This is a genomic window from Amycolatopsis pigmentata (assembly GCF_042684065.1).
GTDB classification, from domain to species: domain Bacteria; phylum Actinomycetota; class Actinomycetes; order Mycobacteriales; family Pseudonocardiaceae; genus Amycolatopsis_E; species Amycolatopsis_E pigmentata.
This window is the reverse complement of the sequence record NZ_JBHUKR010000004.1, coordinates 402,503-416,771: the sequence shown is the minus strand read 5'-3', so window position 1 is coordinate 416,771 and position 14,269 is coordinate 402,503. Positions and strand designations below refer to the sequence as shown.

The window sequence follows — 14,269 nt, the reverse complement described above, 5'->3', positions numbered from 1 at the left end:
ATTAACGGCATGGAAAAGCTCCCCAAAGACAAGGCGCTACCGCTTCCGGCGGACAAGGTCGATCACCGTGGCGAGGTCGGCTTTCAGGTCGTCGAGACGGTCGGTGATCTCGTCCATGCGGCCTTCGAGTGCGGACAAGCGGGACCACACGGTGTCGCCCTGGTCGGTGACCGGCTCGTCGGGCTTCGGTGGCCGGCGGTGGTGCAACACGGCGTCGAGGTGCTTGGGGTGCCAGCCAAGGGCGATGGACAGGGATTCCAGGGTCCGCGGGCTGCGGCGGCGCTCAACGACGTGGTGCTGGATCTCGCGGACGACGGCTTGCGAGACGTTCGAGCGCTTGGCGAGTTCGCGCTGAAGCCATCCGAGCTCGTTCACGCGCTCGTTGATGGCCTTGGCGACTGCCGCCCAATCTTCCGACATCCATTCCTCCGCGCTCCGCCTCGGCGATGAGGTTAGCGGTTCCGCTCCATAGCGCGGTGCGACGCGGCGGTTAATGCCTCAGTCGCGCACTTCTGAAAGCTGAAATCAACATCTGAGTATTGAAATCAACAACCAAAGGACTTTCACCATGGGTACTTCCATGTCCAAAACCAGTCGACCGACGTATTACACGATTCGCGAAACGGCCTGGATTCTCGGCATCGAACAGGCGCGCGTCTCTCGCGCGATCCGGCTCGGCACGCTGCGGGCGGTATCGCGCAACGGGCGGGTGCTCGTGTCGAGCAGCGCGCTTGTTCGGCTGCTCGGTTCGCGGGCCGACGACGGTTCAGGGGGTGCACGATGACTCCGGAAGACCGCCGTTTGGTCGGCATCGCGTGGCAGCTTGACCGGCTCCGGTGGGTGCCGACCGGCGAGCTAGACGAGATCGTCAGGCGCGACGGGTTGTGTTTCTGGGCGTACTGCGAGGGCGAGCCGCCCGGACTGGTCGGCATCGACACGCCGGATCGGGAGTTGGCCGCTCGGTTCTGTGCCGGGTGTCCGGTGCTGGACGAGTGTCTGGAGCTGGAGTTGCGCACGGCCGGTGAAGAGACCGTCGGCGTGTGGGGCGCGATGCCGGACGAGGACCGGCGGACGCTGTATCTGCACTGGCTGAAGCGCGGCGAGCGCGCTGGAGGGCCGAGGCGATGAACATGATCAGTTTGAGCCCGGTTCAGGTCATGGCCGGTGTCGGCGTGCTAGTGACCCTGCTGTCCGTCTGGCGGGCGGGTGCTCGTCGAGCGAAGGCGACGGCCGAGGCGGCTCGGAGTGGCGCGCGGTTCATGTCGCTGGCGGGGCGGGTGTTGTTCACGGCGGGGTTGATCGTCGGCGTTCAGTGGGTGGTAATCAGTCGTGCGGGTGGCGGTTGGCTGCTGCTGGCGGTGCTCGGCGTGCCTGCGCTGTTCGCGTCCTACACGCTGACTCGCGCGATGACGGTGACCACCTACGACATGCCACGGCGGCGGGGTGGTCGGCGATGAGCGGACGCGTGAAGGGTGCGCGGCCGGGCGAGGCCGAGCCGGTCGAGCGGGTCGCGGTCGAGGTGGATCGCTTGTGCTGGACGGGAATTCTGCTCGGGCTGGCGTTCACGATGACCAATGTCCAGCAGTTCGCGGCGGCGGGCGCGCGGCCGTGGTCGCTGCGGTGGTGCGGGGCGTGGCTGCTCGACCCGATGGTGTCGCTGGTGCTACTGGCGATCCTTCGGGCCGAGCAGGTCACCGCACGATACGGCGTCCGGACCGGTGGGTGGGTGCGGGCGGCGAAGTGGTTCACGCTCGGGTCTACGTACGTGATGAACACGTGGGAGGCGTTCGCTGAGCACTCACCCGCGCTCGTGGTGCTGCACTCGGTTCCGCCATTGGTCGTGTTCGTCGCGGCCGAGGCGGTGACCGATCTTCGGGACAAGTTGGGTGAGGCCGTTTCGGTGGCGTTCATGAACGCGCCGGAGGCGACTCGGCGAACGTCCTTTTCGGACTATCTCGCGGTGGCTCGCGCGGCCTATGAGCCGGGCACGACGGTGACGCCGGCCTGGGTGCGCGAGGTGACCGGCTGCTCGCGCGGCTTGTCTTCCCGCTTGGCTGCTGAGCTGCGCGGAGAGAAGGGGGCGCGGCCGTGAACGCTTCGGCGGATGACGTGAACCCTGCCGTGAACGGTGATGCTCCCGTGGCCGTGCCGGGCCGGGAGGTCGAGCCTGCCGAGCCTGTGTATGACGCCGAACTCGTCGACGATTGGCCGGTGGCGCGGCGGCGGACGTTCCGCCAGCGGCTCGCGCGACGGTGGCAGCGTTCACGGCTGGTGCCGGTCGCGTTCAAGTCTCGGCAGGCGTTGCAGCAAAGCAGCCGGGATGCGCTCGGGTGGTTGCTGCGGTCTCCGTTCCGGTTCGTGAGTGCGGTCGGCCGGGGCGCGGTGGTCATGGTTCGCGCGTGGCGTCAGTGGGTGCGGGTGCATGACTACCGGGAGGCGGCCGAGCAGTCCGAGAAGCTGGCGGACAAGTTCGTTGAGATTCGGGCGCTGACGCTGTTCCGGTGGAAGGTGAGCGGGGCGGTTGTGGTCACCGTGGCGGCGGTGCTGTTGGTCGGTGATCTCCTGGACGGCGAAGTCGTTCTGTGGATCATGGCGGGTGTCGGCTCGGTGGTGCTGGCGGTGGCTGGTCGCCGGAAGGACGGAGCGCCAGGGCGTAAGGCGGTGTTGGCGGGTCCGCGGACGCTGACGTGGACGATGGACCCTCAGGTGCTGGTCGATGCCTTCCGCGACGCGAAGCTGATCGGCAAGGACGAGACGCTTCGCCTGGTCGAGCGGGCCGCGCGGATCGGCGACGGGTGGGCGGTCACGGTCGACCTGCCAGCGACTCGCAAGGCAGCCGACGTGATCAAGCATCGCGACGCGCTCGCGTCGGCGCTGGCGGTCGATGAGGTGCAACTGATTGTCGAGCGCGTACGTGGCCGGGGCGGTCACGCCGGGCGGGTGTTCCTGTGGGTGGCCGATGAGGACCCGTATGCCGGTCCGCCGTTGCGGACACCGCTGCTCGATGTCGAGTGGTGGGATGCGTGGCGGCCGGTGCCGTTCGGGCGGGACGCGCGTCAGCGTCGGATAGACCTGCCGTTGGTGTGGACGTCGCTGCTCGTCGGTGCGATCCCGAGGCAGGGCAAGACAATGGCGGCTCGGCTGGCGGCGGCAGGGCTGATTCTCGACGCTTACACGCGGCTGTATGTCTTCGATGGCAAGGGCGGTAAGGACTGGAAGGCCGTCGAGGATGTGGCGCATCGGTTCGTTTGTGGTGACGGCCTGGAACACGCCGAGGCCGTACGTGATCACCTGGTCGAGTTGGTCGCGGAGGTGCAGGCGCGCTACGCGCGGATGGCCGAGCTGGACGATGACGTGTGTCCGGAGTCGAAGATCACCCCGGCTATCTCGCGTGATCCTGGACTGAACATGCCGATCACGGCCGTGATCATAGACGAGGTTCAGGTCTTCCTAGAGAACCCGACGAAGATGTTGGTAGGTGGGAAAAAGACAACGCTAGGCGAGTACATTGTGGACCTTCTCGCCTACCTCGCTCGGAAGGGACCGGCGGCCGGGATCGTGGTCATCCTCGCCACGCAACGGCCGGACTCGCAGACGATCCCCTCTCGTCTGCGGTCGGTGCTCGGGTCGCGGTTCGCGCTGCGGGTGATGGACTGGCGAGACTCGAACATCGTGCTCGGCGAACAGATGAACACCCGGGGATTCGACGCGTCGGCGTTACTGCCGAGCCACAAGGGCGTCGGCATCCTGCGACCGGACGGCGACACGGACGCCGGGGCTGACTCGCTGGCCATGACGGTGTGGACCTACTACATGGCCAACCCGGATTGGCAGGCGATCTGTGCACGGAGCCGCGCGTTGCGGGAGGCGGCCGGAACCTTGTCCGGTCACGCGGCCGGCGACGACACGACACGCGCGATCGACTCGGCGGCCGTGGTCAAGGCACTCGGCACGGGCAGCGGCGGCGCTCGACCGGTCGAGTTGCCGGAACCGTTGGCGGCCGTGGTCCGGCATCTCGCCGAGGGGATCGACGAACGGGAGTTCGTGCCCACGGCCGAACTGGTCGAGGCGCTGGAGATCGAGCCGAGCGTGTTCGCTCGTCAGATGGGGGAGTTGGGGTGTCGCCCGATCCGGCAGTACGTCCAGACGGAGGACGGTGAGGCTCGGCGAGTACGCGGCTACCTCACGGCCGACATCCGGGCGGCGATCGAGCAGGCGGATGACGAAATCAACAGTGCGCCGGACGCAGAGGTCGAGCCGTCATGAGCGGCCAGGACAAGGCAGGGGAGAAGATCACGGTGCGCGTTCCGGATGAACTTCCCGTGCTGTCAAAGCGTGCGGCGCGCATACTGCTTGACATACTGATGGAGCTGACCGAGGTCGAGGCCCTGGACGGGCCTCAGGAGAGGGGGTCTGATGACTGCTGAAATCAACCATGACCCGTGGGCGACGCTGGACGACTTGCTCGGCGTCGAGGTAGTCGAGGCCGTCGACGAGGGTATCGGGCCGGTCGCGTTCTACGGCCGGTGCTCGACCGAGGACAACCAGGACCCGGAGACCTCGCACGGCTGGCAACTCGGCAATGCCCGGAAGTTCATCGAACCGCTCGGCGGGACGGTCGCGGCCGACTTCTTCGACATCGGTCAATCCCGCTCCGTGCCCTGGGAGCGTCGAGCGGAAGCCTCCCGGTTGCTGGCGGCGCTCAAGGACCCGACTCGGGGATGGGATGCGGTGGTGGTGGGGGAGGGGACTCGGTGTTGGTTCGGCAATCAGTTCTCGCTCATCGCGCCGAAGTTCGCGGCCTATGGAGTGGATCTGTGGGTGCCGGAACTGGGCGGGAAGTTCGACGCGCGGAATCCGTCGCACAAGATGTTGATGAGCGTTCTGGGTGGGATGAGTGAATCGGAGCGTCAGCACGTTCAGGCGAGGGTCCGCGCGGCGATGGACTCGCAAGTGGTGAATGAGGGTCGGCACCAGGGCGGCCGGGCTCCCTACGGCTACACGGTGGTGGACGGTGGGCCGCACCCCAATCCGCGTAAGGCGGCCGAGGGGTACCGGTTGCGGGTGCTGGCGATCGACGAGCCATCAGCCGAGATCGTTCGGCGGATCTTCGCCGAGTACCTGAGCGGCAAGGGTGACCGGGCGATAGCGAACGGGCTCAACCGCGACGGCGTGCCATGTCCCTCGGCTCGACGACCGGACCAGAACCGGCACCGGTTGGCCGACGGCTGGCAGGGGAGCACGGTCCGGTCAATCCTGGAGAACCCCAAGTACACGGGGTTCGCCTTCTTCGGGCGCTGGACCAAGCATGAGACGTTGCTCGACCCGGAGGACGTAGCGGCCGGTCATGTGGTGAGGTTCCGGCGGTCGGCCCCTGATCGGGTGGTGCGGTCGAGGACACAGGCACACCCGGAGATCATTTCCGTCGAGGTCTTCACGGAGGTGCAGCTACTTCGCCGGTCGCGAGCGGCTGGCGGGCTGGAGGCTCGGCGGAAGCTGGAGCGCGGCCCAAAGAAGTCGACCAAGCGCGCCTACCCGCTGCGGGGCCGAGTGCGGTGCGGGTACTGCACCCGGCGCATGGAGGGCACGCCAAGGCAGAACCGCACCTACTACCGATGCGCCGCGCGCACGCTGGTCCCCGGTTCACCCGCTCTCGACGGGCACCCCAAGAACGTCTACCTGCCGGAAGCGTCGGTGGTCGAAGGCCTGAACGCGTGGCTCGGCGGGCTGTTCGCTCACGAGAATGTCGATCAGACGGTGGCCGCGCTGGTCGAGTCTCAGGGCGGCGCGGTCGAGGCCAGCATGCACGACGCGGCGAAGAAGCGGCTCGACGCTGCCGAGTCGAAGCTGAGGCGGCTACGCGCGGCGATCGAAGCTGGGGTCGAACCGACTGCGCTCGTCGAGGCGATCAACGACGCCCAGGCTCAGAGAGCCGCCGCGCGGAACGAGCTGGAGCAGGCGCCGGAGCGGGCAACGGCCGACGTCGCCGAGGTGTACGCGCGGATCGATTCGCTCAGTGACCGAGGCCGGGCGCTCAACAGTGTCAGCCCGGAGAAACTCCAGGACTTCTACGAGGACCTGGCCCTGGAGATGATCTACCAAGCAGAAGAACGGGCCGTGGATGTGACGATCCATCCGGCCCGTAGGGTTAGTACCGGTGTCCGAGGCCCGAGTTGAACCACATTCCCAACCTGGTTCACGCCGTTGACCTGCAACTCCGGTGACGTGTGCGGTTGTGCCCCCACGAAGTCTGGCTGGAGGACTAACCTGCCCCACTTGTCCAGCCGGTCGGGCTGTGATTGACCGAACTGTCGGCCGGTACGGCGCGGACACCCGATCGGCTTGACAGGGAACCCGCCAGAAGGCCATTCCTGAGATTTCGGGTTCCGGTTGCCGTTGCGCGGTCTCGTGCGCGGCGCCTTTATCGCCCAGTTGTCGAGCGGGGCGTCGGCGTCACAGCGGGTTGGCATGGAGTCAGGCTTGGAAGGTGCCGATGGGCAGCAGCGGTGCCCAGTCACGGATGGGATAGCTTCTGATACTGGGTGCTGCCATGATCCGATTGATCGCGGTATGGACTGCGCTGCTGGCCGGGGTGCCGGTTGAGCCGAGTGATTCGAGGACCCATTGGGCGAACTGGTCGCCGACGGGGGTGTCTCCGTATTCCCCGACGGTGGCCAATACCTCCGTGGATCCCCGCGCGAGGGCGAGCGTAGCCACGGTGACGGGATCGGTTGTCGCTTGGCCTGGAATGCCGCCGCCCCAGCAGGCGATCAGATACAGGCGTTCTGGGGGAGCACCCGTCAGGATGTGGGTCGGCCGCAGCCACGTGTCGGCATCGAGTTCGAGGTAGTGACCTGTCCCATCGGAAAGCCTGCCGTGACAGACGAGGACGGCCGTATGTCCGCCAGCCGCGAGACGGTCTTGGCTTCCTGCGCCGAACCGGCTTGTACGACGGTCCAGCGAGCCGTCCCGACCGCCCGGAGGCCGTCAACCGGGCTGGGATGCCACGCGGTGGCGCATGGCCGAGGAGGATGTAGGGCGGCTCCGGCTGCGGATCTTTGTGGCTTTGACCTCGGTCTGGACCGCTTCGATCAGCATCCGGCGCGCGCCGTCCTAAACAACCGCGTCGATTAATGCCGGTGTTGACCGCCCGACGGTAGTCAACACGGGACACGGGCTCTGGGACTACGGCGAGCATAGGCGTTTCTTCCCGATCGACGCGCCAACATTGGCCCGGTTTGCGGACCGGGGCTGATCACCGGGAAGGTCGACGATGACCGCTGCCAGCAGATGTCGACGTCAGGACGCCCGGTAGTGTTTCCGCGACAGTTCCGGCGAACGCGAAGGTGGCCGCATGAGCCCTGGAACACAGACTGGGCGGTTTGAGGAGCGGGTCGAGCACGAGCTACTGCAACGCGGCTGGGACGCGGCGACCGGGGGATACGACGCCGAACTGGGTATTGACACCGGTGCGCTGTGGGAGTTCGTCGTCAAGACCCAAGCCAAGCCCTGGTACAGGCTCCTGGAACTCTATGGCGGGGACCAAGACACAGCCATGCGGCAGTTCGCCGTGCACGTCGGCAGCGAAATCGACTCGCGCGGGGTCCTTGATGTGCTCCGGGAGGGTGTGGAAGACAGGGGGGTGCGGATAGCCCTCGCGTATTTCCGGCCCGGGCTCGCCTTCGCTGACGACCTGCTGGAGAAGTACAACGCGAACGTCCTCGGTGTCGTGCGGCAGTTGCGTTTCAGTCATCGCGATCCCGACCAGTCCGTCGACCTGGCGCTGTTCGTCAACGGCCTGCCCACTGCCACTATCGAACTGAAGAACGCCGGCGCCGGACAGGATGCAGGGCATGCCCTCGCTCAGTACCGGCAGCGCGACCCTGACGACCTGTTCTTCGCCAGGCGCACCCTCGTGCACTTCGCAGTCGATCCGGACCGCGCGTTCATCACTACGCGACTGAAGGGGATGGGCACCCAGTTTCTTCCGTTCAATGCTGGCACCAGTGGACCTGGTAAGGCGGGTGGGTCGGGGAATCCACCACCCGTTCATAGTGACGATTATTCCGTTTCTTATCTTTGGACCGATATCTGGCAGCGAGATAACTGGCTGGAGATCCTCCAGAGGTTCATGCATTTCGATGTCGGAATAGCGAGTACCGGGAAGGCCGACCCGCACGCGGTGACAGGGATCTTCCCACGGTTCCACCAGTGGCATGCCGTGCGCCAGATGGTCGCGCACGCGCGGGAACATGGGGCGGGTAACAATTACTTGATTCAGCATTCGGCTGGTTCCGGGACGTATAACACGATCGCGTGGCTGGCGCACGGGTTGTCGGCCCTCTTCGATAACGACGAAAAACCTGTGTTCGACAAGGTCGTCGTGATCGCCGACCGGGCCGTGCTGAGCGAGCAGTTGCAGTGGACGATCTCGCAGTTCGACCACATGCCCGGCATTGTCAAGGGAATCCATGAGGGCTCGACGCAGCTCGCGGAGGCACTTGAGGATGCTACCTCGAAGATCGTCATCAGTACTCTGCAGATGTACGCGTTCGTTGTGGACAAGATCGGGAGGGCCGGACTGAACGGGCGGCGGTATGCGGTGATCCTCAACGATGCGCATTCTTCCCAGACCGGCGCCGGCGCCGTACGGCTGAGACAGGCGCTCGGCGCCACCGCTGTTGTTGATGAGGACGAAGATGAGGCGTCGTACTTCACGCGGATGCGCGGGCCGCGGCCGACCCTGTCGTACTTCGCGTTCACGGCGACACCGACGGCGCGGACGCTCGAGCTGTTCGGCACGTGGGACTCAGAGGCGGTGAACCCACGCAGTCCCGGCGAGCGGGGGGTGTACGTGCCGTTCCATGTGTACTCGATGCGGCAAGCCATAGAGGAGGGATTCATCTTTGACGTGCTCACCAATTACGTCACATACGAGATCAAGTGGCGGCTGCGAAACGAATCGATTGAACAACGTGTGTCAGCCCGGTCGGAGAGCGCCAATCTGGAAGTGGATGGGTCGAGACCCGTACAGTTCGACCACCTGCACCCGGCGGCTGTGGAGCTGAAGGCAAAGTTAATCATCGAAGACTTTCGCGACCGGATCGCAAGACGGCTCGGCGGGCGGGCAAAGGCGATGGTCGTGTGCGGCGGGCGGCAGCACGCTCTGGACATGTACCAGGCTCTCATGCAAGCGGACAGTACGCGGCCCGACTGTGGGTTCGGAGTGCTGATCGCCTTCTCCGGGTATTTGACCGATCACCACTCCGGGCTGCAGTTCACCGCGTCGCAGCTCAACGGGTTCCACGAGTCGCAGTTGCCGGATCAGTTCGGATACACGAAGGCTGATGATTCTGCGGCGGCGTACGGGCAGGAAGAGTACCGGATCTTGGTTGTCGTGGACAAATACACGACCGCATTCGACCAACCGCTGTTGTGCGGGATGTACGTGGACAAGCGTCTGGCGGGCGTGGCAGCCGTGCAAACCCTGTCGCGGCTGAACCGGATCCACCCGCTCAAGACACAGGATGATGTGCGGATCCTGGACTTCGTCAACACCGCCGCGGAGATCCATGACGCATTCCGGCCCTGGTTGGAAACGACGATCACCGAGTCGCCCGACCCCAATCTGCTGTACGCCAGAAAGAGCGAGGTCTTGGGATATGGCCTCTTGGCCGCCCCTGAGATGGAGTCCTTCATCCGCGTGCTTTCCGCCGGACCAGCCAGGTCGCAGCCCACCGATACAGCACTGGACGCTCAACTGTACCCGTACCTGCAGCCCGCGCTGGATCGATTCGCTGCAATGGGGACGGACGAGCGGGTGTCGTTCCAGGACGCGCTGCAGGGATTCGTCCGACTGTACAACCTCATAGCGCAGAACGTCGATTGGAGCGACCCGGACCTGGAGCGGCTCTACCAGTATGGCCGGGTACTGCTGATCCGCCTGTCCACCATCGACATCGGCCAGGAGGACAGAGCCGCCAAACTGGCTGAAGAAGCCGATGAGATCCGGGCACTAGCCGCTGCCGGGGACTACCTGCAGGCTAACGAGCGGCTGACGCGCCTCACAACTGAAGATCCTCAGCAGGCCAGACCGCTCTGGCTGGAACTTGGCTTCATCACTTTGCCCGATCCGGACCGGCAGATCGTCGCAGCCGCCTGGTCCGCGATGTCGATGGGACGTGCCGTTCAGTCCCTGCTCGCAGAAGACGTTTCAGCTGCGGACGGCTCGGCAGAGACAACCAGTTCCGCCACAACGCAAGTGATCGAGGCAGCCCGCCTCTCCCCGCCACAGACGACCACAGCCAGCGCTCCACACCGGTCCCCCCAGCAGTCAGGCGCGCTACTAGAGCAGGCGACCATCGACCTCTTCGCACGGTTCTTCACTGTCGAGCCCGATACAATTCTGGGCAGGCTGCGCAGACAGGGGACCGGGACGCAATTCGGACATGACATCGAGACGGAGTGGACCGTGGCGGGTAGCCCAGCGGTGCGTTGTCATGTCGAATGCAAGAACCTGAATCGCCGGGTGACGGTGGACGATATCGCGGGAAAACTCGCGCAACAGAAGTACCATCATCGCGGTATCCAGATCGACCACTGGATCCTGATCTCTCCCCACCACGATGGCGCCAACGAATTGCCCGGGATGCTTGAGGCCTGGGACCAGCAGGGCGAATACCCCTTCTCTGTCCAGATCTGGAGCCCGGAGACCCGAGTCCGCGAGATGTTTGCGCTCGAGCCCGCGGTTTATGAGGCGGTTTACGGTCGGCCGCCAACTCAGGAGGAGATCAGCGCCTCCGGCGAGGTAGTCGATCTCATCAGGCAGAGGCTCGCACCCAGATTGCGGGTTGACGCAGTATGGCGGCATTATCTTGAACAGCCGGGTGCGTTCTGCTTCGTGAATGAGGACCCCCGCCATTTTGACCGGCTTTACAGTCGTCATCTTCCTCTCAGGGCGGCTGATGATCGCGATGCGCCGCTCGCCGGCACACTGATGGATCAGGTAACCGGCTGGGCCAGTAATGATGCTGCCGCGCCGATGCTACTGATCGCGGACTTCGGTGAGGGCAAAAGCGTGTTCACCTACTGCCTTACACGGTGGCTCGCTGAGGAATTCCGTGCCGCGCCGGACGGCGCACTGTTCCCGCTACGCATTCCGCTGCGGGAGTTTCGGGAGGCAGGCACGGCCCGCGGCCTGCTGGAGCGACGTCTGGCCGAGGTCGGCGCGTCGCTCGCCGACTGGCGCACGCTCACCAAGCAGGTGAGGACGCTCGTCATACTCGATGGGTTCGACGAGATGTCGGCAGATCTCTCGCCTGCTGCGATCACGGCCAACCTGCGGGATATCCGGTCGTGCCTCACCGAGTTCTCCGGGTCAAAGATCCTGGTCACATCTCGGCAACGCGTCCTGGACGGCTCGCGGGACTGGAAACGCACCCTGGATCGACTCGGACAACCGCAGATCATGCGGATCGCATCCGGACCCCGCCGCCAGAGGCTACGGTACCTGGAGCAGTTCGCGACGGACGCGGCCTCGGCCCGGGTGCTGGCCAACCTGCATAACCTGTATGACCCAATTGGTCTGGCCGCGAAGCCGCTATTCCTGGAGATGATCAAGGAAACGCTTCGGGACCTGCCGGGTGACACGTTCAGCGAAATGATCCTTTACAACACTTACATCAACAAGAGCCTGCGGACCAAATGGGAACTCCTCGCCGATCCCGGTGACGAACTGACCAGCCATGAACTGATCGAGAACCTTAAGGAAATCCTCGAAGACGTCGCCCTGCGGCTCCAGGAGTCCAACGGGGCTTTCCTTTACCTGCGTGACTACCACGACGACGATCGCGGCAAGATCGCCGAACGGCTGTGGGAGATGCGCGACCAGCCGGTACCGCGAGAGCCCTTCCTACTAGCCTCCCAGGACGATGCCGCCAACCGGGTCGGCATCCGCTCGCTGCTCAAGGCTGTTCCCGCGCCGACCCCCGAACGATGGCCAGTCGACTTCTTCCACCGCTCCATGCGCGAGTACTTCGTCGCCAGATCGATCGCCCGTTCCCTGGCCGCAGATGCGCAACGAGCCCGCCAAATCCTGAGTGCTGCGCCGCTGCTGCCGGAGATTGCTCACTTCGTGGCGACGATCTTGCGGTCTCACCAAGACGACGCTGCGCTGGCCGTCCTGGAGGACCTGGCCCGCTCAGCGACGACTGACCATGACGGCGCCTATCTCGGCGGCAACGCCTTCACCCTGCTGCGTGGCGCGGGCGGTCTCCTGGCGGAGAAGGACTGGTCCGGGCTGCGCCTGGACCACGCCCGACTGCGAAGTGCCAACCTACAGGGGGCACGGTTCACGGGAAGCTCGCTCCGGTATGCCAACCTCGACAACGCCAACCTGCAAGACGCAGACCTGACCGGCGCGGACCTCGAAGGAGTCCGCCTAGAAGAGACCAGCCAAGTGCTCGCGGTAACGGCCCTGCACGGCAACCGGGTCATCGCCGCGTACGAAGACCGGTCGCTGCGCAAATGGCACAGGCAGCCAGGGGCCGGCTGGGAATCCCAGGTAGTCGTCACGCTCGACCACAAGGCCGACCAGTTACAGGTCACCCCGATGGGCCGGGTGCTGGCCTCCGGAGAGGGCATGCTCAGCGTGCTGGACATGGCAGGTGACGCCGACGGCCCCGGCGAGTCGGTGGAAGCCGCCGGGTCCAGCGAGACCCGCGAGGATTCCATCATCCCTTGTGCGTTCCGGACGAGTTCGAGGTGTCGGGCGGCGGTCCTAGGTGCGCGAAATGCACTGTTCACCGAAGAGAAAGACAGCGGCGAACTCCTCATCACCTGGCTGGACATGACCAGCACGCGGGTCCTGGACACGCTTCACGTGGATGAAACCGTCATGGCCTGGACTCAACTGGACAAAGGACTCTTCGCGTTCGCTGTTCCCGATGCGGTCTATGTCGTGTCGCTTCTCGGGGACGACGGCCGCCAAGCCATAACCGTCGCTGATCCCGCCGTTACCTGCCTGTCCGTTCGGGCCGACAGCGACTACGTGCTACTGGCTGCCGGGCACCGTGACGGCTCGGTGAGCCTGACCCGGATCGACCCCGCCGATACCGGCGTCGTGGCTCCCCAGTGGACGCGTCGCATGCACGACGGTCCCGTAACCGACATCTTCCTCGACACGGAAGATCAGGTAATCACAGGAAGTACGGACCGCAGGGTCTGCGTGACCCGTGTATCCGCCATCCGATCGAACTCGCCGACCTCGGATGGTGCGGAGTCCGCGGTGCAGCGCCTTCACCTGACGCTGCGATGCAAGGGCGTGCGGTTCGACGGGGTCCGTACCGAACATGAACGGGAGAAACTACGCAGGTACTCAGAGTACTGAGCTGCAGGCCGTTGCGCCACCACCCTGTGCATTCCGGAAAGTTCGTCCGCGCAAGTCAATAGGTATCGGGATGCCACCGGTTGCCGTCGGGTGTGATCGCGACATGCTGGTCGGCTTCGCCTTGTAGGGCCCAAAAAAGCATCGCTGCAGGTGGGAGCCCGTGTGCACAAGGCCGGCAGGTTGGATTCGCCCAACTGATCGCAGCTTTTCGCTACTGAGCGACTTGAGGATTTTTAACGTGCCAATACCCGCCGCTTATCTGCGAGACGTGAAGATAGACTGTAGGTTAGTCATGCATGGATCATCGGCCCTCCCCTTACACGATGGGTCAACGCGAAGGCGGAATGCCTCAGCGTTCGGCGTGAACGCCACCCATACTCACGGACCCCGACGCGAAACCCGGTCCTTCGTCGATCCGGTGGATCACGAACTGCTATCCTGATCGGCTGCACTGGGGCCGAGCGAAGGGCTGGATGGAGTTGGACCCGAAGATTTCCAAGGTGGCGAGCCTAACGCCCAACTTCGGATACCTTATCACTCACGACACGCAACTTGTGCTGCTCGGCGACGTCCAGGATCTCCTGGCAAGGCCGGATGTCGGCCTCGACATCGTGTGACGGACACGCGGATGCTCGTCTCGATCGCCCGAGCCGAACGGTCCGGCGATCGACACCGGCTTTGGTAGCGCTGGTCAATCCCCAGCGGAGTGACCGGACGCCGCGCCGTCGTCCTCACGTAATAGGCCCCGTCACCAAACCGACAATCAAGGTAGCCAGCGCGCTAACCGTCTACTCGTGGCTGCTCAGCGGGCATCGGCACTTGTCTCAATCTGTTCGATCACGTAGTCCCGCCGACGGAGTTCGTGCGTCAGCGTGACCAGAT

At 64.9% G+C, this 14,269-nt stretch carries 10 protein-coding genes; 8 read left to right on the top strand and 2 right to left on the bottom strand.

Going from position 1 to position 14,269, the window contains the following annotated elements:
• Nucleotides 1-36 precede the first annotated feature (36 nt).
• Complete coding sequence (locus tag ACFSXZ_RS03670) at nt 37-420, bottom strand: XRE family transcriptional regulator (protein ID WP_378261202.1); 384 nt, start codon at nt 418-420, stop codon at nt 37-39.
• Nucleotides 421-580: 160 nt separating this feature from the next.
• On the opposite strand from ACFSXZ_RS03670, the gene ACFSXZ_RS03665 reads away from it, so the two are divergent.
• Genes ACFSXZ_RS03665 through ACFSXZ_RS03635 form a run of 7 tightly spaced genes read left to right on the top strand, consistent with a single transcriptional unit; the run spans nt 581 to nt 6,177 of the window.
• A complete protein-coding gene (locus ACFSXZ_RS03665) occupies nt 581-784 on the top strand; it encodes a helix-turn-helix domain-containing protein (RefSeq protein ID WP_378261200.1) in 204 nt (67 codons plus the stop codon).
• Nucleotides 781-1,128, top strand: coding sequence for a WhiB family transcriptional regulator (locus tag ACFSXZ_RS03660; protein ID WP_378261198.1), 348 nt, complete (start codon nt 781-783; stop codon nt 1,126-1,128). The genes ACFSXZ_RS03665 and ACFSXZ_RS03660 overlap by 4 nt, the downstream gene beginning before the upstream one ends.
• Nucleotides 1,125-1,457 carry a hypothetical protein gene (locus tag ACFSXZ_RS03655; RefSeq protein WP_378261196.1) on the top strand — a complete coding sequence of 111 codons (333 nt, stop codon included), beginning with the start codon at nt 1,125-1,127 and terminating at the stop codon, nt 1,455-1,457. Before ACFSXZ_RS03660 ends, ACFSXZ_RS03655 begins: the two co-directional genes overlap by 4 nt.
• Nucleotides 1,454-2,092, top strand: a complete 639-nt coding sequence (locus ACFSXZ_RS03650; RefSeq protein WP_378261194.1) for a hypothetical protein — start codon at nt 1,454-1,456, stop codon at nt 2,090-2,092. Before ACFSXZ_RS03655 ends, ACFSXZ_RS03650 begins: the two co-directional genes overlap by 4 nt.
• Nucleotides 2,093-2,145: 53 nt before the next feature.
• Nucleotides 2,146-4,266 (top strand): FtsK/SpoIIIE domain-containing protein, encoded by a 2,121-nt coding sequence (locus ACFSXZ_RS03645; RefSeq protein WP_378262741.1) that lies wholly within the window; start codon nt 2,146-2,148, stop codon nt 4,264-4,266.
• Nucleotides 4,263-4,427 carry a hypothetical protein gene (locus ACFSXZ_RS03640; protein WP_378261192.1) on the top strand — a complete coding sequence of 55 codons (165 nt, stop codon included), beginning with the start codon at nt 4,263-4,265 and terminating at the stop codon, nt 4,425-4,427. Before ACFSXZ_RS03645 ends, ACFSXZ_RS03640 begins: the two co-directional genes overlap by 4 nt.
• A complete protein-coding gene (locus ACFSXZ_RS03635; RefSeq protein WP_378261190.1) occupies nt 4,417-6,177 on the top strand; it encodes a recombinase family protein in 1,761 nt (586 codons plus the stop codon). The genes ACFSXZ_RS03640 and ACFSXZ_RS03635 overlap by 11 nt, the downstream gene beginning before the upstream one ends.
• Nucleotides 6,178-6,474: 297 nt before the next feature.
• Here the strand turns inward: ACFSXZ_RS03635 and ACFSXZ_RS03630 are convergent, their stop codons facing one another.
• Nucleotides 6,475-6,717, bottom strand: a complete 243-nt coding sequence (locus ACFSXZ_RS03630) for a hypothetical protein (protein ID WP_378261188.1) — start codon at nt 6,715-6,717, stop codon at nt 6,475-6,477.
• Nucleotides 6,718-7,354: 637 nt separating this feature from the next.
• Here ACFSXZ_RS03630 and ACFSXZ_RS03625 point away from each other — a divergent pair.
• Nucleotides 7,355-13,387 carry a pentapeptide repeat-containing protein gene (locus ACFSXZ_RS03625; protein ID WP_378261186.1) on the top strand — a complete coding sequence of 2,011 codons (6,033 nt, stop codon included), beginning with the start codon at nt 7,355-7,357 and terminating at the stop codon, nt 13,385-13,387.
• Nucleotides 13,388-14,269 lie beyond the last annotated feature (882 nt).